Source organism: Streptomyces sp. NPDC001315 (genome assembly GCF_042896175.1).
GTDB lineage: Bacteria > Actinomycetota > Actinomycetes > Streptomycetales > Streptomycetaceae > Streptomyces.
Genome location: NZ_JBIAWZ010000004.1, coordinates 562,924 through 586,783 on the forward strand (window position 1 = coordinate 562,924; position 23,860 = coordinate 586,783).

Genomic DNA, 23,860 nt, shown 5'->3' on the forward strand with positions numbered 1-23,860 from the left:
GGAAGCGGCTAGCCCTCGTACCCCCCGTCAGTGAGGAACTCCGTCTCCTCGCCCTCCTCCTCCAGTGCCTGCCGGACCACCCGCAGGGCCATGCCCTCGGAGTAGCCCTTGCGGGCGAGCATGCCGGCAAGGCGGCGGAGCCGTTTGTCGCGGTCGAGACCGCGGGTGGCGCGCAGCTTGCGGGCGACGAGCTCGCGCGCGGTCGCCTCTTCCTGCTCCGAGTCGAGCTGGGCGACGGCCTCGTCGATCAGCGTGGAGTCGACGCCCTTGGTCCGCAGCTCCCGGGCGAGCGCACGCCGGGCCAGCCCCCGACCGTGGTGCCGGGACTCCACCCAGGCGCCCGCGAACGCCCCGTCGTCGATCAGTCCGACCTCCTCGAACCGCGACAGCACCTCCTCGGCGACCTCGTCCGGGATCTCCCGCTTGCGCAGGGCGTCGGCGAGCTGTTTCCGCGTGCGCGGGGTGCCGGTGAGCAGGCGCAGACAGATCGCCCGCGCCCGCTCAGCCGGGTCCCCCGAGGACTCCCCCGGCTCGGCCCTCGACGAGGAGGAGGGACCTCCGTCCTGTGGGTCGCCGGGCGGCTCGCCGAAACCGCGCCGCCGGCGACGACCGCGCCCGCCACGCCCTGATGAGCCGCCCTCGCCCCGCGGCAGCTCCTCCCCGTACGCGCCGTGGTCCGCCCCTTCGGGGCCGCCGTGACCTTCCCTCCCCCGCTCCCGCGGAGCATCGAGGTGGTCGTACTCGGCCCAGTCGGTTCGTCGTGTCACGGGTCAGCTCTTGGCGGCCGCGGCCTTGGTCTTCGCGGCCTTGGCAGCGGCGGGGGCGGGCACCGCCTTCGCGGCGTCGTCCGTGGCCGTGGTCGTGGAGACCGCCGCGTCCGCGCCCGGCTCCGTGGTGGGCTCCTCCGGCCGCACGCCGACGCCCAGCTTCTCCTTGATCTTCTTCTCGATCTCGTTGGCGAGGTCGGGGTTGTCCTTCAGGAAGTTACGGGCGTTCTCCTTGCCCTGCCCGAGCTGGTCGCCCTCGTACGTGTACCAGGCACCGGCCTTGCGGACGAAGCCGTGCTCCACACCCATGTCGATCAGGCCGCCTTCGCGGCTGATGCCCTGGCCGTAGAGGATGTCGAACTCGGCCTGCTTGAAGGGCGGCGCGACCTTGTTCTTGACGACCTTGACGCGGGTGCGGTTGCCGACCGCGTCCGTGCCGTCCTTCAGGGTCTCGATGCGGCGGATGTCGAGTCGCACCGAGGCGTAGAACTTCAGCGCCCGGCCACCGGTCGTGGTCTCCGGGGAGCCGAACATCACGCCGATCTTCTCGCGGAGCTGGTTGATGAAGATCGCGGTGGTCTTCGACTGGTTGAGCGCGCTGGTGATCTTCCGCAGGGCCTGGCTCATCAGTCGGGCCTGCAGACCCACGTGGCTGTCGCCCATCTCGCCCTCGATCTCCGCGCGCGGGACGAGCGCGGCGACGGAGTCGATGACGATGAGGTCGAGCGCGCCGGAGCGGACCAGCATGTCCACGATCTCCAGCGCCTGCTCGCCGTTGTCCGGCTGGGAGAGGATCAGGTTGTCGATGTCGACGCCGAGCTTCTTCGCGTACTCGGGGTCGAGGGCGTGCTCCGCGTCGACGAAGGCGACCTGGCCGCCGGCCTTCTGCGCGTTCGCCACCGCGTGCAGGGTCAGGGTCGTCTTACCGGAGGACTCCGGGCCGTACACCTCCACCACGCGGCCGCGCGGCAGGCCGCCGACCCCGAGGGCGACGTCGAGTGCGGTCGACCCGGTGGGGATGACCTCGATGGGCTCGTTCGGCCGCTCGCCCAGGCGCATCACCGCGCCCTTGCCGAATTGCCGTTCAATCTGTGCGAGCGCGGCGTCGAGCGCCTTCTCGCGGTCGGTTCCTGCCATGGGTTCCACCCGGTTTGCTTGAGTCGATCGCTTCACGTCAAAGACGCTAACGCCTGCCACTGACAATGCGCCCCGACGCTGGTCCGGCCTGTGGATAACTCAGGCACTCATCCCACCAAACCGGGCCGAAATGCCTTCCGAGAGCCTCGCCGAAGCCTCCATGAGAATGGATGTTCGATTTTCGTGTCAAGCGCACCACGCGCCACCTCCGAGCCTACGTTCGCAATCCGGCAAGGGGCCGGACGCGGCGCCACGCTCCCTGGAGCCCCCGCCGGCTACTCCTCCCGACGTACGCCGACTGCCTTCGTCCGGACGACGACGGCATGCGGCATCCCCGCGAGGCTCGGACCATGAACAGCAACAGGACCGTTCGGGACAGGACCTTTCGGGACAGCCGCCGCAGGAGGAGCACACTCCCCGGCGCCGTCCCCCGCCCCTCGAGCCCGGTCGCGGACCGCCTCTGCCAGGTGACCGGCCTGGTCCTGGTCCTCTCCGGCCTCGTCCATCTCCTGGTGTTCGCCGCCGACGGCGGCCCGTGGGACGGCCCCGTCTCCTGGCGCAAGCCGATGGCCTTCGGGCTGTCCTTCGGTGTGACGCTCATCGCGGTCGCCTGGGTCACGTCGTATCTGCGGCTGGATCGGCGGCTGCGCAGCACGCTGCTGACCGTCTTCGCCGCGGACTGCGTCGTCGAGGTCGGCGGCATCACGCTCCAGGCGTGGCGCCGGGTGCCCTCGCACCTGAACATGGAGACCCCCTTCGACACGGCGGTGTCCATGACGCTCGCGGTGGGCGGCGGTGTCCTCGTGGTGCTGCTCACCGTGTTCGCGGTCGCGTCCTTCCGTCACCGGCCGGCGGGCCCCGCGGGCATGCCGCTGGCCGTGCGTTCCGGATTCGCGGTCCTGCTCGTCGCACTGGCCTCCGGCGCCGCGATGATCGCGCGCGGGGTCGTCCTCACCCGCACCGGCCACCAGGAGGCCGCGTACCGTTCGACGGCTCCGCTCAAGCCGCTGCACGGTGTCGGCCTGCACGCGGTCGTGGTCCTGCCCGCGCTGGCCTGGCTGCTGTCCCGCACACCCTGGAGCGAGTCGGTCCGGCGCCGGATCGTGGCCATGGCGGTCGGCTGCTACGCCATCGCCGTCGTCGCTGCCGGCGTATGGGCCGTCCTCACGTACTGACCCGGCTCTCTCAGCGTGTACGCACCCCGGCCGTCCAGCAGCAGGTACGCGTCCGGGCCGTTCCTCGGCACGTACCGACCCGGCCGTCCCTCAGCCGGAGCCTGCGCCGGACCGGGCGTCCCGCAGCCGCCGCCCCAAGCGCTGCGCGCGCGTGACCAGGCTGGAGCCCGCGCCACGTCTGCGGTGCCCGTGTACCCGGGGATCGTCCGTGACGGCGTACCGCTTCACGTACGCCCCGAGGAAGGCCTGCAACGTGGCGACCGCGGGGATGGCGATCAGCGCGCCCACCGCGCCGAGGAGGGCGGTGCCCGCGACGACCGACCCGAAGGCGAGCGCGGGATGGATGTCGACGGTCTTCGAGGTCAGCTTCGGCTGCAGCACGTAGTTCTCGAACTGCTGGTAGACCACGACGAAAACCAGCACCCACAAGACGTTCCAGGGGTTCACGGTGAAGGCGATCAGCATGGGCAGGGCGCCCGCGAGATACGTGCCGATGGTGGGGATGAACTGCGACACCACGCCCACCCACAGACCCAGCACGGGCGCGTACGGGATGCCCAGGGCCTCCAGCAGAATGTAGTGAGCGATGCCCGAGATCAGCGCCATCAGCCCGCGTGAGTAGAGATAGCCGCCGGTCTTGTCGACGGCGATCTCCCATGCGCGCAGCACCTCGGCCTGTCGCGCGGGAGGCAGTACGGAGCAGATGGTGCGGCGCAGCCGGGGCCCGTCGGCGGCGAAGTAGAACGAGAACAGTCCGACCGTCAGCAGCTGGAAGAGGCCGCCGAGGACCTGCGTGGACACGTCCAGCACGCCCGCGGCGCTGTTCTGCGCGTACTTCCTCAACCAGTCGGAGTGGAGCAGGCCCTCCTGAACGTCCACCCGTCTGAGCTCGGTGTGGAACGTCGTGTTGATCCAGTTGATGACCGAGTCGAGGTAGTCCGGGAAGCCCTCGATCAACTTGATGATCTGGCCCGCGAGCATCGAGCCGAGCAGGGTGACGAAGCCTGCGATCGCGATCAGCAGGCCGAAGAACACCAAGAAGGTGGCGACCCCCCTGCGCATACCGTGGGCGGCCATCCAGCTCACCGCGGGCTCTATGGCGAGCGCCAGGAAGAACGCGATGAGGATGTTGATCAGCAGTCCGGTCAGCTGATGGAAGGCCCAATTGCCGAGCTGGAACACGGCGATGAGCGCGAGCGCGAGCACCATGGCACGCGGCAGCCAGCGCGGCATGCGTGCGTGCGGCCCGGCGCCGTCGGCCGGGGGCCGGTCCGGCGGCGTCGTACCGAACGGGGATGCGTGCTGGGCGGAGTGCCCTGACTCGTCAGTGGGTGCCACGGACCAAGTCTCGCCCACGCCACCGACAATCGGTTACCGCCCTGCGATCTTCGTGACCTGTCAGCGCTTCTCCTGCGGAACGCCCATCACCGTGCAGACCACACGCCACACGTCCTTGGCCGCCCAGCCGGCCGCCAGCGCCTCGTGCACCGTACGCCCGCCGAGCTCCGACATCACGTGATCACGCGCGAAGGTTTCGGCGCCCGCACCGAAGTGCTCCGCCATCCGCTGCCAGAAGACCGTCAACCGCATGACTCCAGTATCCCGCCCCTGAGAGTGGGCCCGAGCCGGGACCGCTTGCCGAGACCGCTTTCCGTCCTACGGTCTGACGCATGGCCGAAACAGGAGCTTCCCCACTCCCCCCGACGCCCCCGGCGCGCTCCCCGCTCTTCCGCGCCGAGCAGTTCGTCTGGCTCACCGCGCGCGTGCTGGAGCAGCACCTCTTCGCGTACCACTTCCTGAACGGCAGCGCCGACCCGGTGGAGACCGCGCTGGACGCGTACCGCAACCAGGACGGCGGGTACGGCCACGCACTGGAACCCGATCTGCGCGGCCCGGTCAGCCAGCCGCTGCACACCGGGCACGCCCTGCGGGTGCTGGACTCCGTCGGGCGCTGCGGCGGTCAGCGCGTGGAGCGCGTGTGCCGCTACCTGACGGCCGTCTCCACACCGGACGGCGCCCTGCCGGCCATCCATCCCAGCCAGCGCGGCTACCCGGCGGCACCCTTCATCCCGATCGTGGACGACCCGCCCAGCGAACTCCTCGCCACCGGGCCGGTGGTGGGCCTGCTGCACCGTAACGAGGTGTGGCACGCCTGGCTGTTCCGGGCCACGGACTTCTGCTGGCAGCAAATCGAGTCCCTGGAGAAGTCCCACCCGTACGAGATCGAGGCCGCCGTGGCCTTCCTGGACTCCGTTCCCGACCGCCCGCGCGCGGAGGCGGCCGCCGACCGTCTGGGCCGCCTGGTGCGCGAAGACCGCCTCGCAGCCCTGGACCCGGACCGCCTCGACGCGTTCCCCGTCGCACCGGGCTACGCCCCGGACGAACACCACTTCCCGCACGACTACGCCCGCACCCCGCGCTCCCTCGCGCGCGCGTGGTTCACGGACGAGGAGATGAGCCGCTCCCTGGACTTCCTCGCGAGCGAGCAGCGGGAGGACGGCGGCTGGCCCGTCCGGTGGCGCCAGTGGGCTCCGGGCACCGCTCTGGAGGCCCGCCCGATGGTGACCATCGAGGCGCTGCGCACTCTCAGGGCGTACGGCCGCTCCGTAGGCTGAGCCGGGCCTGCTCCTCAGCCGCCCATGGCCCGCACCCCCGCCGTCACCACCACGGCCGCGGCGACGACGAGCAGGAACGGCGCCCGCAGCAGCAGCGCCACGGCCGCCGCGGCGAGCCCGGCGGTCCTGGCGTCCAGCACGAGCGCCTGCCCGTCGGCGAGGGTCTGCTGGGCGGTGAGGGCGGCGAGGAGGGCGACGGGCAGCAGCGCGGCGAGCCGCCTGACGACGGGCCGTTCCAGCACCCCCGCCGGGACGAGCAGTCCGACCAGCTTGACGGCGTAGCAGCCGAGGGCGGTCGCGCCGATGGCGATCCACGTGTTCAACGATCCTCCTTCTCCACACGGTCACGCGCACCGCCCCTGCGGCGTCCCTCTGCGTACAGCACGACCGGCGCAGCGAGCGCGGCGACCAGAACCGGCACACCAGCGGGCAGCACAGGCAGCAGGCCGAGGCCCAGCAGGACCGCCAGGCCCGCTACGGCCCGCTCGGTGGTGGTCTTCAGCATCGGAGCCAGCAGCGCCAGGAAGACGGCGGGTCCGGCCGCGTCGAGGCCCCAGGCGTCGGTGTCCCCGATGGCCTTGGCGCCCAGCGCACCAAGGAGGGTGGTGAGGTTCCACAGCACGTACAGACTCAGCCCGGTGACCGTGAACCCGAGGCGCGCGCTGCGCCGCGTCGGCTGCGCCAGCGCGACGGCGGTCGTCTCGTCGATGACCCACTGGGCGGCGAACGGGCGCACCGCGCGCGGGAGGGCCAGCAGCTGGGACAGGCGCAGCCCGTAGAACGCGTTGCGCACCCCCAGGAAGAACGCGCCCGCGGCCGCCGTGAACGGGTTGCCGCCCGCCGCGAGGGCTCCCACAAGCGCGAACTGGGACGCCCCGGTGAACACCATCAGGCTGAGCACACAGGTCTGCGGCAGCGTGAGCCCGCCGCCGGCCGAGGTCACCCCGAAGGCGAACCCGGAGAGTCCTACGGCGACCCCGACTCCGAGGGCATCCCGTACGACGGCGGCGTCGGGCTTTCCTCCGTCTTCGGTGCGTATGTCTGCGAGAGCTGTCTGTTCTGCCACGTCTCGGACGGTAGGAGCAGCCGCCCTCGCGCGTCTTGTACGTTCTTGCGCTCGCGCTGGTAGGCGCCCGGAGGCACGCCCACGATCCGCGCGAAGTGGCGGTTCAGGTGCGGCTGGTCGGTGAACCCCACTGCGAGCGCCGCCTCCGCCGGCGCCGTCCCCGAGTCCAGCAGCCGCCGCGCCCGCCGCACCCGGGCGTCCGTCAGCCAGGCGTGAGGCGGCAACCCGTAGGCGTCCCGGAACGCGCGCAGCAACGCGAACGGGCTGGTCCCGAGGTCGGCGGCCAACTGCTCCAGAGTCGGCGGCCCGGACATCCGCTCCTCCAGCACGGCACGCGCACGTGCCGCGATCCGCGCCCCCGCCGTGCGCACCTCCCGCCGCGGCAGCGGCCCGCCGTTCAGGCGGAGCAGCCGGGTCACGGCGACCCTCAGCAGGGTGTCGGCGGCCAGCGCGTTGCCCTCGTCCGCGGCGCGCAGCACCTGGTGGACGAGGGCAACGGTGTACGGGTCGTCGAGGACGGGGCTGACGAATCCCGGGGTGCCCCGGATGACGGTCGTCTCGGCCGCTATCTCCGCCACGACCTCCGGCGAGGGGTACACCGCGCCGTACCGCCAGCCCTCGGGCACACCCGCACGCCCCGTGTGCGGAGTGTCGGGGTTGACCAGGGCGAGCGCTCCGGCCCCCGCGTACTGATCACCCCCGCCGTGCTGGAAGACCTCCACGCCTTCGGCGATGGCGGCGATCACGAAGTTCTCGTGGGTGTGCCGCACGAAGGTCTTCCGCACGTACCGGGCCCGCAGCAGATCGACCCCCGGCAGTTCCGCGTACTGCCAGTGCCGCGCCCGCTCGCCCGAACCTGCCATGCGCCCATTCTCCGCCACAGCCGGCGGCGCAACGGCCGACGGAGCCCGCCCGAGGAAGGCATCCGCGCAGGTCAGCGTGATTGTCAGTGGCCGGGTGCAGGATGGACGCATGGTCAGCTCCGCACACCGAGCCCTCGACGGCTTCTCCCCCGCGACCCGCGGCTGGTTCACGGGGGCGTTCTCCGCGCCCACCGCGGCCCAGGCGGGCGCGTGGCAGGCCATCCGTGAGGGCTCGGACGTGCTGGTGGTCGCCCCGACGGGCTCGGGAAAGACCCTGGCCGCCTTCCTCGCCGCCCTGGACCAGCTCGCCTCGACCCCGCCCCCGGCCGACCCCAGAAAGCGCTGCCGCGTCCTGTACGTCTCCCCGCTGAAGGCCCTCGCGGTCGACGTCGAGCGCAACCTGCGCAGCCCCCTGACCGGCATCCGCCACGAATCCGTACGCCTGGGCCTGCCCGAGCCGGAGGTGAAGGTCGGCATCCGCTCCGGCGACACCCCGCCCGCCGAGCGCCGCGCGCTGGCCACGCGTCCGCCGGACATTCTGATCACCACCCCCGAATCGCTGTTCCTGATGCTGACGTCGACCACGCGCGACGCGCTGACCGGCATCGACACGGTGATCCTCGACGAGGTGCACGCGGTCGCGGGCACCAAGCGCGGCGCGCACCTCGCGCTCTCCCTGGAGCGGCTGGACGGGCTCCTGCCGAAGCCGGCCCGCCGCATCGGCCTCTCGGCGACCGTCCGTCCGGTCGACGAGGTCGCGCGGTATCTCTCCCCCCGCCGCAAGGTGGAGATCGTCCAGCCGAAGTCCGGCAAGGAGTTCGACCTCTCGGTCGTCGTCCCGGTCGAGGACCTCGGCGAACTGGGCGGCTCCCCGGTCGCCGACGGCTCCGAGGGCGCGGAACGCCCGTCGATCTGGCCGCACGTCGAGGAACGGATCACCGACCTCGTCCAGGCCCACCGGTCCACGATCGTCTTCGCCAACTCCCGCCGCCTCGCGGAACGGCTCTGCAACCGGCTCAACGAGATCGCGTACGAGCGGGCCACCGGCGAAACCCTCGAAGAACACCACGCCCCCGCCGAACTCATGGGCGGCTCGGGAGCGGCCCAGGGCGCCCCTCCGGTCATCGCGCGTGCCCACCACGGCTCGGTGTCGAAGGAGCAGCGCTCCCTCGTCGAGGAGGACCTGAAGGCGGGCCGGCTGCCGGCCGTGGTCGCCACCTCGAGCCTCGAGCTGGGCATCGACATGGGCGCCGTCGACCTGGTCGTCCAGGTCGAGTCCCCGCCCTCCGTCGCCTCCGGCCTCCAGCGCGTGGGCCGCGCGGGACACCAGGTGGGCGCGGTCTCCACCGGAGTGGTCTTCCCGAAGTACCGCGGCGACCTCGTCCAGGCCGCCGTGGTCACCGAGCGGATGCGCGTGGGCGCCATCGAGTCCCTGAAGGTCCCGGCCAACCCCCTGGACGTCCTCGCCCAGCAGGTGGTCGCGATGACGGCCATGGACACGTGGCAGGTCGACGACCTGCTCGCCGCGGTCCGCCGCGCCGCACCCTTCGCCTCGCTCCCGGAGTCGGCGTTCACCGCGGTCCTGGACATGCTCGCGGGTCGCTACCCGTCCGACGCGTTCGCGGAACTGCGCCCGCGCGTGGTGTGGGACCGGGTCGCGGGAACGATCACCGGCCGCCCTGGTGCGCAGCGCCTCGCCGTCACCTCCGGCGGCACGATCCCCGACCGCGGCCTCTTCGGCGTGTTCCTCGCCGGCGCGGACCCGAAGAAGGGCGGCGGCCGCGTCGGCGAGCTCGACGAGGAGATGGTCTACGAATCCCGCGTCGGAGACGTCTTCACGCTCGGCACCAGTTCCTGGCGCATCGAGGACATCACACGCGACCGGGTCCTGGTCTCCCCCGCCCCCGGAGTACCGGGCCGCCTGCCCTTCTGGAAGGGCGATCAGCTCGGCCGGCCACTCGAACTGGGCCGCGCGCTGGGCGCGTTCCTGCGCGAGGTCGGCTCCCTGCCCAAGGAGGACGCCCGCCTGCGCCTGCTCACCGCCGGCCTGGACGCCTGGGCCGCGGACAACGTGCTGTCCTACCTGGACGAGCAGCGTGAGGCCTGCGGCCATGTCCCGGACGACCGCACGATCGTCGTGGAGCGCTTCCGCGACGAACTCGGCGACTGGCGGGTCGTCGTGCACTCCCCCTTCGGTGCCCAGGTGCACGCCCCATGGGCACTCGCCCTCGGCGCCCGTCTCTCCGAGCGGTACGGCATGGACGCACAGGTCATGCACGCCGACGACGGCATCGTGCTGCGCCTGCCGGACGCCGACCTCATGGGCCTGGACCTGCTCGACCAGACGCCCATGAAGGCCGGTACGGAGTATGACGCCGACCAGGCCCCCGTCGGCGCGGCCGACGTCGTCTTCGACAAGGGCGAGGTCGACCAGGTCGTCACCGACCAGGTGGGCGGCTCGGCCCTGTTCGCGTCCCGTTTCCGCGAGTGCGCGGCCCGCGCGCTGCTGCTGCCGCGCCGCAACCCGGGCAAGCGCACTCCGCTCTGGCAGCAGCGCCAGCGCGCCGCCCAACTGCTCCAGGTGGCCAGCGAGTTCGGATCGTTCCCGATCGTCCTCGAGGCGGTCCGCGAGTGCCTCCAGGACGTCTTCGACGTCCCCGGACTCGTCGAGCTGATGGGCGACCTGGAGTCCCGCAAGGTGCGTCTGGTCGAGGTCACCACCCCGGAACCGTCCCCCTTCGCCCGCTCCCTCCTCTTCGGGTACGTCGCCCAGTTCCTCTACGAGGGCGACTCACCGCTCGCCGAGCGGCGCGCCGCCGCCCTCTCACTGGACTCGCGGCTGCTGGCCGAGCTGCTCGGCCAGGCGGAGCTGCGCGAGCTGCTCGACGCCGAGGTACTCGCCGAGCTGGAGCGGGAGCTCCAGTGGCTCACCGAGGACCGGCGCGTCAAGGACGCCGAAGGCGTCGCGGACCTCCTGCGCCTGCTCGGGCCGCTCACCGGCGCCGAACTGGCCGAACGAGGTGCCGAACCGCACTGGGCACAGGAACTGGCCGCCGCCCGCCGCGCGATCCGGGTCCGCGTCGCCGGCGCCGACCACTGGGCGGCGATCGAGGACGCGGGCCGCCTGCGCGACGCCCTGGGCACGGCACTCCCGGTCGGCGTCCCGGAAGCGTTCACGGAACCGGTCAAGGACCCCTTGGGCGACCTCCTCGCCCGGTACGCCCGCACCCACGGCCCGTTCACGTCGGTCACGGCAGCGGCCCGATTCGGCCTGGGTGTGGCGGTCACCGAGGGCGCCCTCCAACGGCTGGCGGCGGCAGGCCGGGTCGTACAGGGGGAGTTCCACCCCGCCGGAATCGGCCAGGAGTGGTGCGACGCGGCCGTCCTGCGCCGACTGCGCCGCCGTTCCCTGGCGGCGCTGCGACACGAGCTGGAGCCGGTGACGCCACCGGCGTTCGCCCAGTTCCTCCCGCAGTGGCAGCACATCGGCAAGGGGCACGGGCTGCGAGGCATCGACGGACTGGTGCGTGCCATCGAGCAGTTGCAGGGCGCGTCCGTGCCCGCGTCCGCCCTGGAGAAGCTGATTCTGCCGTCCCGCGTCGCGCACTACACGCCCGCCGTGCTCGACGAGCTCACCGCGGCCGGCGAGGTGGTGTGGGCCGGAGCGGGCGCGCTGCCCGGCAAGGACGGCTGGATCTCCCTGTACCTGGCGGACGCGGCCCCGCTGCTCCTGCCCCCGCCCCATCCCCTGGAGTTGACGGCTCTTCACCAGTCCGTGCTGGACACCCTCTCCGGGGGCTACGGCCTGTTCTTCCGTCAGATCGCCGACCAGATCCGCGCCACCACCCACCCCGAGGCCACGGACCCCCAACTGGCCGACGCGATCTGGGACCTGGCCTGGTCCGGTCGGCTCACGAACGACACCCTCGCGCCCATGCGCTCCCTCCTCGGCTCGGGACGCACCGCGGGCTCCACCGCGCACCGCGCCAAGCGCGCGGTGCCGCGCGGGCGTTACGGCTCGCTCACGGCCGCCGCCCGCCCCGCGTCCCGCAGCGGGCCACCGACCGTCGCCGGGCGCTGGTCGCTGCTCCCGCAGCGCGAACCGGACCCCACGGTGCGCGCCCACGCCCTGGCCCGCACCCTCCTCGACCGGCACGGCGTGGTTACCCGGGGCGCGGTCTCCGCGGAGGGCGTCGAGGGCGGGTTCTCAGCGGTGTACCGCATTCTGTCCGCCTTCGAGGACAGCGGTCAGGCCCGACGCGGTTATGTCGTCGAGGGGCTCGGCGCGGCCCAGTTCGCCATGGACGGCGCGGTGGACCGCCTGCGCGCGGTCGCCAACGCCCGCGAGCGAGGCGAGGGCCTGCCCGGCCCGGGCTTCACGAACGGCTCCTCCAACGGCTTCGGCGCACCCGGCGACTCCCCCAACGGCTTCGGCGCACACGGTGATTTCGCAGACACCTTCAACGCACCCGCCGACCGAACCCACCCTGGCAGCTTCGGGTACGACGACGGTCCCGGCCTCGACGGCGACCCCGACGCACCGGACGCCTTCCCCGCACCCGGCGACTACATCTCGCCGCACGACTTCGCATCACCGGGCGCAGGCGGCCCCCGAGGCGGCCCGAGCCTCCCGTACGGCTCCGGATCGGGCTTCCCGAACCGCCGTACCCGCCCCGCTCCCACCCCCGGCTCCCGAGCCGTGGTCCTGGCCGCCGCCGATCCCGCGAACGCGTACGGCGCAGCCCTCCCCTGGCCCGAGCCTCCGACCGGCGCCGGGCACAAGCCGGGCCGTAAGGCGGGCTCCCTCGTCGTACTCGTCGACGGCGAACTGGCGCTCTACATGGAACGCGGCGGCAAGACCGTGCTGGCCTGGCCCTCCGCCCCGGACGGCACAGCCACGGACGACCCCCACCTGCGAGAGGCCGCGGAGGCGCTCGCCGCGGCGGCCCGAGCGGGCTCCCTCGGCACGGTCACGGTGGAACGCGTCAACGGCGCCTCGGCCCTGACCTCCCCCATCGGCACCCTCCTGGAAGGGGCAGGTTTCATCGCCACGCCCCGGGGCCTGCGGCTACGGGCGTGAACCGAGACCGCGGCCGCCCGACAGGCACAACTCCCGCCCGCAGCCCGGCAAGGCCACCCGCCACAGGTACCCGTCGCGACCACCCAAGGCCCGCACCGTCGCAACCGCCCGACACCGGCACACCACCACAGCCAAGCAGCACAGCCGCCCGATCCCGGCCACCCAACGCCGGTACGCCGTCGCGGCCGGCAGCACAGGTGCCCGACCGCAACCACCCGACACCGGCACACCACCACAGCCAAGCAGCACAGCCGCCCGAGCCGGCCCCCCGACACCGGTGCCCGTGCCCGTCCCGGCCCCCGACACCGGTGGCCGTGCCCGTCGCGGCCGCCCGACGCCTGCGCCCGCGCCTCGCCCCGCCCTGTCGTGCCACCCTTGACCCATGCCCGAAGGTGACACGGTCTGGCAGACTGCGAGGCGACTGCACGGCGTCCTCGCGGGCCAGGTGCTGACCCGATCCGACCTGCGGGTACCGAAGTACGCCACGGTCGACCTCACTGGCCGCACGGTCCTGGACGTCACCCCGCGCGGCAAGCATCTCCTCACCCGCGTCGAGGGTGGCCTGACCCTCCACTCACACCTGCGGATGGACGGCTCCTGGAAGGTGTACGCCACGGGCCGGCGCTGGACCGGCGGCCCGGCCCACCAGATCCGCGCGATCCTGGGCACCACCGAGCACACGGCCGTCGGCTACCGCCTCCCGGTGCTCGAGCTCCTCCGCACCACCGACGAACACCGTGCCGTCGGCCACCTGGGCCCCGACCTGCTGGGCCCCGACTGGGACCCCGAACAGGCTCTGGCCAACCTCCTCGCGGACCCCGCCCGTCCCCTCGGCGAGGCCCTGCTGGACCAGCGCAACCTGGCCGGCATCGGCAATGTCTACAAGAGCGAGCTCTGCTTCCTGCTCGGCGCGACCCCGTGGCTCCCCGTCGGCGCCCTGCCCGCCGAACGCGCGGCGCAGCTCCCCACGCTCGCCAAGAGGCTCCTGGAGGCCAACCGCGACCGCCCGGTCCGCAGCACCACGGGCCGCCGCAGCCAGGACCTGTTCGTGTACGGCCGGGCACCGCGCCCCTGTCTGCGTTGCCACACGCCGATCCGCGCAGCCGACCAGGGCGACGGCTCCCGCGAGCGGCCCACCTACTGGTGCCCGACCTGCCAGACGGGCCCGGCCCCGGCACCGGGCGCCGCCACAACCCGGAGATTCCGGTCCCGCACCACCAATTGACGACCCGTCAGAAATGCTCGTACCGTCCTTCCATGCCCGTCAAGGCGTACGACCTCACCGGACGCACCGCATTCGTCACCGGCGCCGCCGGCGGCATCGGCCGGGCCGGCGCCCTCCTGCTCGCCGAGGCAGGCGCCGCCGTGCACTGCGCGGATCTCGACGCGCCGGGCCTGCACGAGACGGCGACGCTGATCAAGGAGCGGGGCGGCACCGCCCGTCTCCATCACCTCGACGTCACCGATCGTGCCCAGCTCAAGCGCGCAGTGGAGTCCTGCGAGCGCCTGGACGTCATGGCCGCGATCGCCGGCGTCATGCACAGCAGCCCGGTCCTGGAGACCCGCGACGAGGACCTCGACCGGGTGATGGCCGTCAACTTCAAGGGCGTCCTGTACGCCTGCCAGGAGGCGGCCCGCCTGATGCTCGCCGGGAACGTCAAGGGCAGCATCGTCACCATGGCCTCGGGCGCCGTCGACACCGGCGGCCCCGGCCTGCTCTGCTACGGCGCCGCCAAGGCGGCCGTCGTCCAGCTGACGAAGACACTGGCGACCGAGCTGGGCCCGCACGGCATACGCGTCAACGCGGTCGCGCCGGGCTGGATCCGCACACCCATGACCGACCGCCACGACGCCGCGGCCCAGGCCCACACCGAAACGCTCATGTCCCGGATGTCACCGCTGGGCCGGGTCGGCGCCCCGGAGGACGTCGCCCATGCCGTGCTGTACCTTGCCTCCGACGCGTCGTCCTTCACGACGGGCCAGATCCTGCGCCCGAACGGCGGGGTGGCGATGCCTTGGTAGCCGGGGCCGCTCTCCACGCCTGAGTCCATCGCCCCGCCCCGAGCGCCCCCACCGCCCGCGCCTTGGGCATGCAGTGCACCGGCAGCAGGCTCAGTCCCCAGCCCCCGGCCGCGACCGTCCCCTCAAGTACGCCCGCGTCGGGCACGAGCGCGAGCCGCAGCACAGCCCACCACCATGCCATCCCGAGTCCGAGAGCAGCCCCGCAGCGCACTATCCGCCCTGCCATGGCCTGCCACCACCTCCAGCCCGACGCCAAAAGCCGTCCAGACCCCGATCGGGCCGGCACCAGAAAACCGTCCAGACCCGACCGAGCCGAGGCTAGAACGCCGCCCTCACCCCCGGAAGGGCGCATCGGCAGCACACGGGCGCACCACGCCCGTCAGACGTTCTCGGCCTGGAACATCCAGTGGTGCTTCTCGAGATCTGCCGTGATCCCGATGAAGATGTCCTGGCTGACCGGATCGGCGTCGCCGGTGGCGGCCACCCTTTCCCGCATCCGCGTGATCACGGCACCCAGGGCCGCGACAAGAGTGCGCACCGCGTCCGTGTCCTTGATCCAGCCCTCGGGCACGGCGCCGATGCCGCTGCCGCCGGCCACCGTGGCGGCGCGCCCGTCGGGCGACACGCCCAGTGCCGAGGCACGCTCCGCGACGGTGTCGGAGTGTGTGCGAGCGCTGTCCACAACCTCGTCGAGCTGGAGGTGGATGGAGCGGAACCGGGCGCCCACGACATTCCAGTGAACCTGCTTCGCCACGAGCGCCAGATCGACCAGGTCGACGAGCGCGCCCTGCAGCGCCTCGGACACGGTCTTCAGGTCCGCGTCGGACAACGGGCTCTTCACGACGTTCATCCGCTTCCTCCGGGGGCTCGCCGCACCATGTCCCTCCACCATGACCGCCACACCGGACACCGGCAAACGGACCCGAAAGAGGCACCCCCGGAACGCGAAAACCCCGACGGCGCTCCCCCGGGAGGTGTACCCGGAGAAACCCCGGCCGGGGCCTCACACAAGTGCGTCAGCTCACGCACCCGCTGGCGTGGGTGTCACGCGGCGACCACGTCCACCGCCTCGGCGGGCGCCTTGATGGTCACACGTTCCGGCGGCACACCGGTCACCGAAACGGAACCCAGCATCGGGCGAACCGGCGTGGGTACAGACTCACTGGGGGTGGCAGCAGCAGACTGGGCCAGCTCGGCGAGGGCGAGCTCGTCGCTCACTTCCCGCATGAGCTCGGACATCCGTACGTCCAGCGCGTCGCAGATGGCGGAGAGCAGCTCGGAGGAAGCCTCCTTCTGCCCCCGCTCCACCTCGGAGAGATAGCCGAGTGAGACTCGGGCGGACGAGGAGACTTCGCGCAGAGTACGGCCCTGGCGTTGGCGCTGCCGACGCAGCACGTCACCCAGCAGGCGACGGAGCAGAATCATCGGTGGCTCCCTCCTCGGACCGCGTAGCCGCATCCTTCACGCCCCACCGTACCGCCTTGCGCCGCGGCCGTGCGGGGAGCGATGTCGTGTTCACTCAGGGCTGCAAACATCAAAACCCCCCGTTCTGTTCCGTATCCTGTGCCCGCTCATTCCCGGTCTGTTCGCCCGCGAGCTCCCTCAGGAGCAGCGCGAGTACGCTCCGTACACTCTCCATACGGATTTCCGCGCGGTCGCCGTTCAACCGCAGTGCCTCCACTTTTCCGCCACCGGCGGAACCGGAATGCCCCCCGAAGGGCCCGTCCAGGGCTACGAAGACCGTCCCGACGGGCTGGCCGTCCTGCGGTTCCGGACCGGCGACGCCGGTGGTCGCGAGGCCCCAGTCGGCGCCCAGTGCCTTGCGGACTCCAGCCGCCATCTGGGCCGCGACCTGCGGATCCACCGCTCCACGCTCGGCCAGCAGAGTGGCGTCGACCCCGAGCAGCTCATGCTTGAGTTCGGTCGCGTATGCGGTCACCGAGCCCCGGAACGCCTTGGAGGCCCCAGGGACCGTCGTGATCTCCGCCGCCACCAGACCACCTGTGAGCGACTCGGCGACGGCGAGCGTCTCGCCTCTCACTGTGAGTAGTCGCACCACTTCGGCGGCCGGAGAATTCACGCTTCCGTCTCCTCCAAGGCGGCCTTGCGCTCGGCGATTCCCTGCCTGCGCAGCACGATGGCCTGTCTCACGTAGTCAAGCCCGGTGACCACGGTCAGGACGACCGCCGCCGCCATCACCCAGAACCTCAGGGTGGCCAGCCACCCCGTCAGCGCCAGGACGTACATCCCGACCGCCACGCCCTGCGTGAGCGTCTTGAGCTTGCCGCCCCGGCTTGCCGGGATGACGCCGTACCGGATGACGAGGAAACGCAGCAGCGTGATCCCGAGTTCCCGGCCGAGGATGACACCCGTCACCCACCACGGCAGGTCGCCCAAGGACGAGAGACAGATCAGCGCCGCACCCATGATCGCCTTGTCGGCGATGGGGTCGGCGATCTTCCCGAAGTCGGTGACGAGGTCGTACGTACGCGCGAGGTGACCGTCGAAGAGGTCGGTGATCATCGCGATGGCGAAGGCCGCCCAGGCGAGCGAACGCCAAGCCGGGTCGTATCCGCCGTCGGCGAGCATCAGTGCCACGAAGCCCGGCACCAGGACCAGCCGGAGCATGGTCAGCAGGTTGGCGATGTTCCAGACACTGGCCTGGTTGACAGCCGCCGCCGCCAGCTTCCCGCCCCGTGCCGGCTTCGCACCCTCACCCTGGCCGGCAGCGGAGTCGGCAGCGGCCGCGCCCGCCCGATCGCTCTTCGACGAACCGCCCACCGCATGGGCCTTCGAGGAGCCGCCCGCCGCGGATGCCGGGACACCGGTCATCTGCCCGCCTCCTCACTACACGCGAACGAGCCCTCGAGCGGCTCGGCCACCAGGTCGACACCTTCCGTACCGACGACCTTCGCCTCGACCATACGACCGACGCTCAGGCCCGCGCCGCTCGTGAGCAGCACCTGGCCGTCGGTCTCCGGAGCCTGGTGCGCCCCGCGGCCGTACGCGCCCTCCTCGGAGTCCACCGATTCCACGAGGACCCGCACGGTCTCGCCGAGACGCTCCTCGGCCCGCTGCGACACGAGTTCCTCGGCCAGCCGGGAGACCCGGGCCAACCGCTCGGCGACGACGTCCTCGTCGAGCTTGTTCTCGTACGTCGCCGCCTCTGTGCCCTCCTCGTCGGAGTACCCGAAGACGCCGATGGCGTCCAGCCGCGCCGCGTTGAGGAATCGCTCCAGCTCGGCCAGGTCGGCCTCGGACTCGCCCGGGAAGCCGACGATGAAGTTGGAGCGCACGCCGGCCTCGGGCGCCTTGTTCCGGATGGTGTCGAGCAGTTCCAGGAAGCGGTCGGTGTCGCCGAAGCGGCGCATCGCACGCAGCACCGCGGGCGCGGAGTGCTGGAAGGAGAGATCGAAGTAGGGCACGACCTTGGGGGTCGAGGTCAGTACGTCGATCAGGCCGGGCCGCATCTCGGCCGGCTGGAGGTAGCTGACCCGCACCCGCTCGATGCCGTCGACGTCGGCGAGCTCGGGCAGCAGCGACTCCAGCAGGCGGATGTCGCCCAGGTCCTTGCCGTAGGAGGTGTTGTTCTCGGAGACCAGCATGATCTCCTTGACGCCCTGCTCGGCCAGCCAGCGCGTCTCGTTGAGCACGTCGCTCGGACGACGCGAGATGAAGGAGCCACGGAAGGACGGGATGGCGCAGAAGGAGCAGCGCCGGTCGCAGCCGGAGGCGAGCTTCACCGAGGCGACCGGGGAGCCGTCCAGGCGGCGGCGCAGGGGCGCGCGGGGCCCGGACACCGGAGCCACGCCCTCCGGAAGATCCGTGGGGGCACCGTGACCGGGAAGGGCCACCTCCGCGCCCGCGTCCTGCCGCTCGGCCGGGCTGATCGGCAGCAGCTTGCGCCGGTCGCGCGGGGTGTGTGCGGCGTGGATGCCGCCGGACAGGATGGTCTGCAGGCGGTCGGAGATGTCGGCGTAGTCGTCGAAGCCGAGCACGCCGTCGGCCTCGGGGAGGGCCTCGGCGAGCTCCTTGCCGTATCGCTCGGCCATGCAGCCGACCGCCACGACGGCCTGGGTTCTGCCCTGGCCCTTGAGATCGTTGGCTTCCAGGAGGGCGTCGACGGAGTCCTTCTTGGCGGCGTCGACGAAGCCGCAGGTGTTGACGACGGCGACATCCGCGTTCGCGGCGTCCTCCACGAGGTCCCAGCCGTCCGCCTCCAAGCGGCCTGCGAGCTCCTCCGAGTCCACCTCGTTACGGGCGCAGCCAAGGGTGACGAGTGCGACGGTACGGCGTTCAGGCATGGGCTCAAGACTACTTCGTCCCTCTGACACCCCACGTCGACGGGGTTGGCCGATCTTGGCCAACCCCGAACCCGCTTCGACCGCTCAGCGCGTCACCCGACCTGCGGATCACCCTTCGTATACGTCAGGCGCTCCACGGCGCCCGGCCGGAAGTCGTCCTCGATCTTCTTGCCGTTGACGTACAGCTGGATCGCGCCGGCGTCGCCGAGGACCAGGTTGATCTTCGCGCTGTCCTGGAAGGTCTTGGACTCGCCCTGCTTGAGCAGCCCGTCGAAGAGGAGTCGGCCGTTGTGGTCCTTGGCGGAGATCCAGCTGCGGCCGTCGGGGGCGCTCACCTGGACGGTCACCTTGTCCTGGGGAGCGGCCGCGATGGCGCTGTCGGACGGCGCCGGCTCGGTGTCGGCGGGCTCGCTGTCCTTCTTCGGCGTGGCCGAGGCGGACGTGCTCGACGTGGGCGTCGAGCCCTCCGCCACCTGGTCCCGCGCCCCGCTGTCGTCGCCCCCCTTGAACGCCGTGAAGCCGACGAAGCCGACCACGGCGACGATGGCGGCGACCATGGCCGCGGTCCAGTTGGGCCCACGCCGCTCGGGACGGATGCGCTCGGCCTCGAACAGGGGTGCGGCGGGGGTCGGTGCCGGGCGGCCGCCACGCTCGGCGGAGAACCGCGCGAGCAGCGGCTCGGGGTCGAGGTGGACGGCCTTGGCCAAGGTCCGGATGTGACCGCGGGCGTAGACGTCTCCGCCACAGGAGGCGAAGTCGTCCGCCTCGATGGCGTGCACGATGGCGTTACGGACTCGGGTGGCGTTACTGACGTCGTCGACGGTCAGCCCCGCCGCGATGCGCGCCTGCTGAAGGGCGCGGCCGATGGAGGGGAGGGCATCCTCACGATCGCCTTCGAACGGACGCTCGTCTTCAGGGGAGTTGCCGATGGACACGGGGGCGCCTTTCGAGCGTGTAGCCACCTGTGCTGGAGGTTCAGTCTAGGGGGGGTACGAAAGGGTGGGGCAACCGGGCCGTAGGACTTTGTACGCCGTCGGAATGGCCGGTCATCCCGACGGTGGGGCACGAGCTTGTCGCTCCCCTCAACTTGACGTACGCCGAAGGGAAACGGTTGCCCGGTGTTCCCCGACGGGTGAGTCACGATCGAACATCATCTTGACGCATGAAACGCCCGGAAGCCGACCACCACGCCCCTGTTTCCCTACTCTTCAGCCTCCCCGCGGATCACCGCGAGCACGCCATCGAGTTCATCGGCCTTCACAAGAACGTCACGAGCCTTGGATCCCTCGCTCGGTCCGACGATGCCCCGGGACTCCATGAGGTCCATCAGCCGCCCGGCCTTGGCGAAGCCGACGCGCAGCTTGCGCTGGAGCATGGACGTCGACCCGAACTGCGTGGAGACCACCAGTTCGGCCGCCTGACACAGCAGATCCAGGTCGTCGCCGATGTCCTCGTCGATCTCCTTCTTCTGCTTGGTGCCGACCACGACGTCGTCCCGGAAGACGGGCGTCATCTGGTCCTTGCAGTGCTGGACGACCGCCGCGACCTCGTCCTCGGTCACGAACGCGCCCTGCATACGCGTCGGTTTGTTGGCCCCCATCGGCAGGAACAGCCCGTCGCCCTTGCCGATCAGCTTCTCGGCACCGGGCTGGTCGAGGATGACCCGGCTGTCGGCGAGCGAGGAGGTGGCGAAGGCAAGCCGCGACGGCACGTTCGCCTTGATCAGGCCGGTGACCACGTCGACCGACGGCCGTTGCGTGGCGAGCACCAGGTGGATGCCGGCCGCGCGCGCGAGCTGCGTGATGCGCACGATCGCATCCTCGACGTCGCGTGGCGCGACCATCATCAGGTCGGCGAGCTCGTCGACGATCACCAACAGGTACGGGTACGGGCTGAGCTCGCGCTCGCTGCCCTCGGGCAGCTTGACCTTGCCGTTCCTGATGGCCTCGTTGAAGTCGTCGATGTGCCGGAACCCGAACGCCGCGAGGTCGTCGTAGCGCAGGTCCATCTCCCGTACGACCCACTGCAACGCCTCGGCGGCCCGCTTGGGGTTGGTGATGATCGGCGTGATCAGGTGCGGGATGCCCTCGTACGCGGTCAACTCGACGCGCTTGGGGTCGACGAGGACCATGCGGACGTCCTCGGGGGTCGCGCGGACCATGATCGACGTGATCAGGCAGTTGATGCATGACGACTTGCCCGAGCCGGTCGCGCCCGCGACGAGCATGTGCGGCATCTTCGCGAGGTTGGCCATCACATAGCCGCCCTCGACGTCCTTGCCGAGCGCGACCAGCATCGGGTGGTCGTCCTCCGCCGCGTCCGCGAGCCGTAGCACGTCACCGAGGTTGACCATCTCCCGGTCGGTGTTCGGGATCTCGATGCCGACCGCCGACTTGCCGGGGATCGGGCTGATGATCCGCACGTCCGGACTGGCGACCGCGTACGCGATGTTCTTGGTGAGCGCGGTGATCCGCTCGACCTTCACGGCGGGGCCGAGCTCGACCTCGTAGCGCGTGACGGTCGGTCCGCGCGTGAAGCCGGTGACGGCGGCATCGACCTTGAACTCGGTGAAGACGGTCGTGAGCGAGGCGACGACGGCGTCATTGGCGGCGCTGCGCGCCTTGCCGGGGCCACCTCGCTCGAGGAGGTCGAGCGAGGGCAGAGAGTAGGTGATGTCGCCGGACAGCTGGAGCTGTTCGGCGCGCGGCGGCAGGTCGCGGGTCTCCTCGGGGGCCGCCTTGGTCAGGTCGGGGACCGTCCCGACCTCGAGCTTCTCCTGCTTGGGGCGCGCGGCCGGGACGGGCGTCGGTCTCGTCGGCTCGCGGTCGGAGACGCTCACGCCCTGGGTGAGGTCGGCGACGATCGGCGAGGGCGGCATGCCGTGCAGGACAGCGCCGTCGAGCGCGGCAGCGGCGGCCGCGGCGACGTCCACGGCGTCCGGCTGCCGCCCCATGTCCGGCTGCGGCACGGCGGAGCGCCTGGGGCGGCCGCGACGCTGGGAGAGGGCCTCCTGCTCGGCGTCGTCCGGGTCGTACGACCGGGGGGCGCCCGAGCGCCTCCGGGGGCGCGCGGGCAGCGCGTCGCGCCACTGTTCGTCGTAGCGCTCGTCGTCCTCGGTGAGGTCGTCCGCCTCGGGGTCGTGCAGGACGCCCAGCCGTACGGCGAGCAGCCGCAGCCGCTGCGGGATGGCGTTGACCGGGGTGGCCGTGACGACGAGCAGACCGAAGATCGTGAGCAGCACGAGCAGCGGTACGGCGAGAACGTCGCCCATGGTGTACGTCAGCGGGGTCGCCGCACCCCAGCCGATGAGGCCGCCGGCGTCCCTTATCGCCTGCATGCCGTCGCTGCGGGCGGGCGAGCCGCAGGCGATGTGGACCTGGCCGAGCACGCCGATGACGAGCGCGGACAGGCCGATCACGATGCGGCCGTTGGCCTCCGGCTTCTCGGGGTGCCGGATGAGGCGCACGGCGATGACCGCGAGCAGTATCGGCACGAGCAGGTCGAGGCGGCCGAAGGCACCGGTCACCAGGATCTCGACAAGGTCGCCCACCGGGCCACGCAGGTCGGCCCAGGTGCCGGCGGCGACGATCAGCGCGATGCCGAACAGCAACAGCGCGACGCCGTCCTTGCGGTGCGCCGGGTCGAGGCTCCTCGCGCCCTGCCCTATGCCCCGGAAGACGGCGCCGACGGCGTGCGCGAGGCCCAGCCAGACGGCGCGTACGAGCCGGTAGACGCCCCCGGTGGGACTGGGCGCCGGCTTGGGCGCGGGCTTCTTCGCCGCGGCCTTCTTGGCAGGCGCCTTCTTCGCGGGGGCCTTTTTGGCAGCGGCCTTCTTCGCCGGAGCCTTCGCTGAAGCGGCCGCCTTCTTCGCGGGCGGCTTCTTGGCTGCGGAGGGACGTGAGGCCATAGGTCTGAGGTTACCGGTGGAGACGACAGCGGACACGTGTGCCCAATGCTTCACCCGTTCGTGTCGTCCTTGCCGGGACGTGGAACTGACGTGGGCTCATGCGTAACTACGGCTTCGCCGCACCTCAGTTCTGCGACGGCACCGAGGTCGCGCCGCTGCCCGTGCCCGGCTCCAGGGCGTCCAGCGCGCGGCGCAGGCCGGTGAGTTTGCGCTCGAGGTGAGCCGCCGTAGCCACCGCCGCCGCGTCCGCCGACTCGTCGTCGAGCTGCTTGGACAGCGCCTCGGCCTGCTCCTCGACGGCCGCGAGCCGCGCGGAGAGCTCCGCGAGCAGACCGGGCGACTCCTTGGCCCCGCCGGCCGCCGCCTTCCCGCCGCCCTCCAACTGCAGCCTCAGCAGCGCCGCCTGCTCCCTCAGCTGGCAGTTCTTCATGTACAGCTCGACGAAAACGGAGACCTTCGCGCGCAGCACCCACGGATCGAAGGGCTTGGAGATGTAGTCCACCGCGCCCGCCGCGTACCCACGGAAGGTGTGATGGGGACCGTGGTTGATCGCGGTGAGGAAGATGATCGGGATGTCCCGGGTCCGTTCCCGCCGCTTGATGTGCGCAGCCGTTTCGAAACCGTCCATTCCCGGCATCTGGACGTCCAGCAGAATGACCGCGAAGTCGTCCGTCAGTAGCGCTTTGAGCGCTTCCTCCCCGGACGATGCCCGCACCAGCGTCTGATCGAGCGCAGAGAGGATCGCCTCCAGCGCCAGCAGATTCTCCGGCCGGTCATCGACCAGGAGGATCTTGGCCTTCTGCACCATGGCCCGCCCTCCTCGCCCCGGCATGGGGCCTCCCCTGTCCTCAGGACTTGGGGAAGCACCGCCCGGTGCCACCCCAGGGGACGACTCCCTTGCGCCGCCCGTCCTCGTGCCGGTCA

Annotated in this window: 21 protein-coding genes; 5 read left to right on the top strand and 16 right to left on the bottom strand. The window is 71.6% G+C overall.

Translation table 11 applies throughout. From position 1 onward, the window contains the following. Positions 1–8 precede the first annotated feature (8 nt). Positions 9–767, bottom strand: a complete 759-nt coding sequence (recX, locus tag ACFY16_RS15930) for a recombination regulator RecX (protein WP_390647702.1) — start codon at positions 765–767, stop codon at positions 9–11. A gap of 3 nt (positions 768–770) precedes the next feature. Further along, a complete protein-coding gene (gene recA, locus ACFY16_RS15935) occupies positions 771–1,904 on the bottom strand; it encodes a recombinase RecA (protein WP_390647703.1) in 1,134 nt (377 codons plus the stop codon). Between the two features lie 350 nt (positions 1,905–2,254). Between recA and ACFY16_RS15940 the strand changes: the two genes are divergently transcribed. Further along, the gene (locus tag ACFY16_RS15940; protein WP_390647704.1) at positions 2,255–3,079 is read left to right on the top strand and encodes a hypothetical protein; all 825 of its coding nucleotides are present in this window, start codon (positions 2,255–2,257) and stop codon (positions 3,077–3,079) included. A 90-nt stretch (positions 3,080–3,169) separates the two neighbouring features. On the opposite strand, the gene ACFY16_RS15945 is transcribed toward ACFY16_RS15940, so the two are convergent. After that, on the bottom strand, positions 3,170–4,417 hold the full coding sequence (locus ACFY16_RS15945; protein WP_390647705.1) for an AI-2E family transporter: 1,248 nt from the start codon (positions 4,415–4,417) through the stop codon (positions 3,170–3,172). 60 nt (positions 4,418–4,477) lie between these two features. Continuing rightward, the gene (locus ACFY16_RS15950) at positions 4,478–4,669 is read right to left on the bottom strand and encodes a DUF3046 domain-containing protein (RefSeq protein WP_152893815.1); all 192 of its coding nucleotides are present in this window, start codon (positions 4,667–4,669) and stop codon (positions 4,478–4,480) included. An 80-nt stretch (positions 4,670–4,749) separates the two neighbouring features. Between ACFY16_RS15950 and ACFY16_RS15955 the strand changes: the two genes are divergently transcribed. Then, the gene (locus ACFY16_RS15955) at positions 4,750–5,694 is read left to right on the top strand and encodes a hypothetical protein (protein WP_390647706.1); all 945 of its coding nucleotides are present in this window, start codon (positions 4,750–4,752) and stop codon (positions 5,692–5,694) included. Between the two features lie 14 nt (positions 5,695–5,708). Here ACFY16_RS15955 and ACFY16_RS15960 read toward each other — a convergent pair whose 3' ends face one another. The 3 genes from ACFY16_RS15960 to ACFY16_RS15970 are packed head-to-tail and all read right to left on the bottom strand — an operon-like array spanning position 5,709 to position 7,623. After that, positions 5,709–6,017, bottom strand: coding sequence for an AzlD domain-containing protein (locus ACFY16_RS15960; protein WP_390647707.1), 309 nt, complete (start codon positions 6,015–6,017; stop codon positions 5,709–5,711). Further along, the gene (locus ACFY16_RS15965; protein ID WP_390647708.1) at positions 6,014–6,760 is read right to left on the bottom strand and encodes an AzlC family ABC transporter permease; all 747 of its coding nucleotides are present in this window, start codon (positions 6,758–6,760) and stop codon (positions 6,014–6,016) included. Before ACFY16_RS15965 ends, ACFY16_RS15960 begins: the two co-directional genes overlap by 4 nt. Next, a complete protein-coding gene (locus tag ACFY16_RS15970; protein ID WP_390647709.1) occupies positions 6,661–7,623 on the bottom strand; it encodes an AraC family transcriptional regulator in 963 nt (320 codons plus the stop codon). Before ACFY16_RS15970 ends, ACFY16_RS15965 begins: the two co-directional genes overlap by 100 nt. 109 nt (positions 7,624–7,732) lie before the next feature. Here ACFY16_RS15970 and ACFY16_RS15975 point away from each other — a divergent pair, with 109 nt between their 5' ends. The 3 genes from ACFY16_RS15975 to ACFY16_RS15985 all read left to right on the top strand — a co-directional run bounded on the left by ACFY16_RS15975 (position 7,733) and on the right by ACFY16_RS15985 (position 14,725). Further along, a complete protein-coding gene (locus tag ACFY16_RS15975) occupies positions 7,733–12,703 on the top strand; it encodes an ATP-dependent helicase (protein WP_390647710.1) in 4,971 nt (1,656 codons plus the stop codon). A gap of 382 nt (positions 12,704–13,085) precedes the next feature. Continuing rightward, positions 13,086–13,928, top strand: a complete 843-nt coding sequence (locus ACFY16_RS15980; protein WP_390647711.1) for an Fpg/Nei family DNA glycosylase — start codon at positions 13,086–13,088, stop codon at positions 13,926–13,928. A gap of 32 nt (positions 13,929–13,960) precedes the next feature. Further along, positions 13,961–14,725, top strand: coding sequence for an SDR family NAD(P)-dependent oxidoreductase (locus ACFY16_RS15985; protein WP_390647712.1), 765 nt, complete (start codon positions 13,961–13,963; stop codon positions 14,723–14,725). On the opposite strand, the gene ACFY16_RS15990 is transcribed toward ACFY16_RS15985, so the two are convergent. The 9 genes from ACFY16_RS15990 to ACFY16_RS16030 all read right to left on the bottom strand — a co-directional run bounded on the left by ACFY16_RS15990 (position 14,673) and on the right by ACFY16_RS16030 (position 23,744). Then, entirely contained in the window at positions 14,673–14,951 is a 279-nt protein-coding gene (locus ACFY16_RS15990; protein ID WP_390647713.1) for a hypothetical protein, read from the bottom strand. The genes ACFY16_RS15985 and ACFY16_RS15990 overlap by 53 nt on opposite strands. A gap of 153 nt (positions 14,952–15,104) precedes the next feature. Then, positions 15,105–15,575: a Dps family protein gene (locus ACFY16_RS15995; RefSeq protein WP_390647714.1), complete on the bottom strand. Its 471-nt coding sequence runs from the start codon at positions 15,573–15,575 to the stop codon at positions 15,105–15,107. A gap of 194 nt (positions 15,576–15,769) precedes the next feature. Next, the gene (locus ACFY16_RS16000) at positions 15,770–16,150 is read right to left on the bottom strand and encodes a helix-turn-helix domain-containing protein (RefSeq protein WP_030825954.1); all 381 of its coding nucleotides are present in this window, start codon (positions 16,148–16,150) and stop codon (positions 15,770–15,772) included. A gap of 109 nt (positions 16,151–16,259) precedes the next feature. After that, the gene (locus ACFY16_RS16005) at positions 16,260–16,805 is read right to left on the bottom strand and encodes a CinA family protein (RefSeq protein WP_390647715.1); all 546 of its coding nucleotides are present in this window, start codon (positions 16,803–16,805) and stop codon (positions 16,260–16,262) included. After that, on the bottom strand, positions 16,802–17,557 hold the full coding sequence (gene pgsA / locus ACFY16_RS16010; RefSeq protein WP_390647716.1) for a CDP-diacylglycerol--glycerol-3-phosphate 3-phosphatidyltransferase: 756 nt from the start codon (positions 17,555–17,557) through the stop codon (positions 16,802–16,804). The genes ACFY16_RS16005 and pgsA overlap by 4 nt, the downstream gene beginning before the upstream one ends. Beyond that, positions 17,554–19,029, bottom strand: a complete 1,476-nt coding sequence (gene rimO / locus ACFY16_RS16015; protein WP_390647717.1) for a 30S ribosomal protein S12 methylthiotransferase RimO — start codon at positions 19,027–19,029, stop codon at positions 17,554–17,556. The genes pgsA and rimO overlap by 4 nt, the downstream gene beginning before the upstream one ends. Before the next feature lie 92 nt (positions 19,030–19,121). Then, on the bottom strand, positions 19,122–19,964 hold the full coding sequence (locus ACFY16_RS16020) for a helix-turn-helix domain-containing protein (RefSeq protein ID WP_390647718.1): 843 nt from the start codon (positions 19,962–19,964) through the stop codon (positions 19,122–19,124). Positions 19,965–20,230: 266 nt separating this feature from the next. After that, positions 20,231–22,936, bottom strand: a complete 2,706-nt coding sequence (locus ACFY16_RS16025; protein ID WP_390647719.1) for a DNA translocase FtsK — start codon at positions 22,934–22,936, stop codon at positions 20,231–20,233. 124 nt (positions 22,937–23,060) lie between these two features. Then, positions 23,061–23,744: a two-component system response regulator gene (locus ACFY16_RS16030; RefSeq protein ID WP_390647720.1), complete on the bottom strand. Its 684-nt coding sequence runs from the start codon at positions 23,742–23,744 to the stop codon at positions 23,061–23,063. Between the last annotated feature and the right edge of the window lie 116 nt (positions 23,745–23,860).

What these genes read in the sequence shown, in the direction of transcription:
- recA (WP_390647703.1), bottom strand. Translation starts at nt 1,904, where the DNA reads ATGGCAGGAACCGACCGCGAGAAGGCGCTCGACGCCGCGCTCGCACAG.
- ACFY16_RS15940 (WP_390647704.1), top strand. Translation starts at nt 2,255, where the DNA reads ATGAACAGCAACAGGACCGTTCGGGACAGGACCTTTCGGGACAGCCGC.
- ACFY16_RS15950 (WP_152893815.1), bottom strand. Translation starts at nt 4,669, where the DNA reads ATGCGGTTGACGGTCTTCTGGCAGCGGATGGCGGAGCACTTCGGTGCG.
- ACFY16_RS15955 (WP_390647706.1), top strand. Translation starts at nt 4,750, where the DNA reads ATGGCCGAAACAGGAGCTTCCCCACTCCCCCCGACGCCCCCGGCGCGC.
- ACFY16_RS15970 (WP_390647709.1), bottom strand. Translation starts at nt 7,623, where the DNA reads ATGGCAGGTTCGGGCGAGCGGGCGCGGCACTGGCAGTACGCGGAACTG.
- ACFY16_RS15975 (WP_390647710.1), top strand. Translation starts at nt 7,733, where the DNA reads ATGGTCAGCTCCGCACACCGAGCCCTCGACGGCTTCTCCCCCGCGACC.
- ACFY16_RS15980 (WP_390647711.1), top strand. Translation starts at nt 13,086, where the DNA reads ATGCCCGAAGGTGACACGGTCTGGCAGACTGCGAGGCGACTGCACGGC.
- ACFY16_RS15985 (WP_390647712.1), top strand. Translation starts at nt 13,961, where the DNA reads ATGCCCGTCAAGGCGTACGACCTCACCGGACGCACCGCATTCGTCACC.
- ACFY16_RS15990 (WP_390647713.1), bottom strand. Translation starts at nt 14,951, where the DNA reads ATGGCAGGGCGGATAGTGCGCTGCGGGGCTGCTCTCGGACTCGGGATG.
- ACFY16_RS15995 (WP_390647714.1), bottom strand. Translation starts at nt 15,575, where the DNA reads ATGAACGTCGTGAAGAGCCCGTTGTCCGACGCGGACCTGAAGACCGTG.
- ACFY16_RS16000 (WP_030825954.1), bottom strand. Translation starts at nt 16,150, where the DNA reads ATGATTCTGCTCCGTCGCCTGCTGGGTGACGTGCTGCGTCGGCAGCGC.
- pgsA (WP_390647716.1), bottom strand. Translation starts at nt 17,557, where the DNA reads ATGACCGGTGTCCCGGCATCCGCGGCGGGCGGCTCCTCGAAGGCCCAT.
- rimO (WP_390647717.1), bottom strand. Translation starts at nt 19,029, where the DNA reads ATGCCTGAACGCCGTACCGTCGCACTCGTCACCCTTGGCTGCGCCCGT.
- ACFY16_RS16025 (WP_390647719.1), bottom strand. Translation starts at nt 22,936, where the DNA reads ATGGCCTCACGTCCCTCCGCAGCCAAGAAGCCGCCCGCGAAGAAGGCG.
- ACFY16_RS16030 (WP_390647720.1), bottom strand. Translation starts at nt 23,744, where the DNA reads ATGGTGCAGAAGGCCAAGATCCTCCTGGTCGATGACCGGCCGGAGAAT.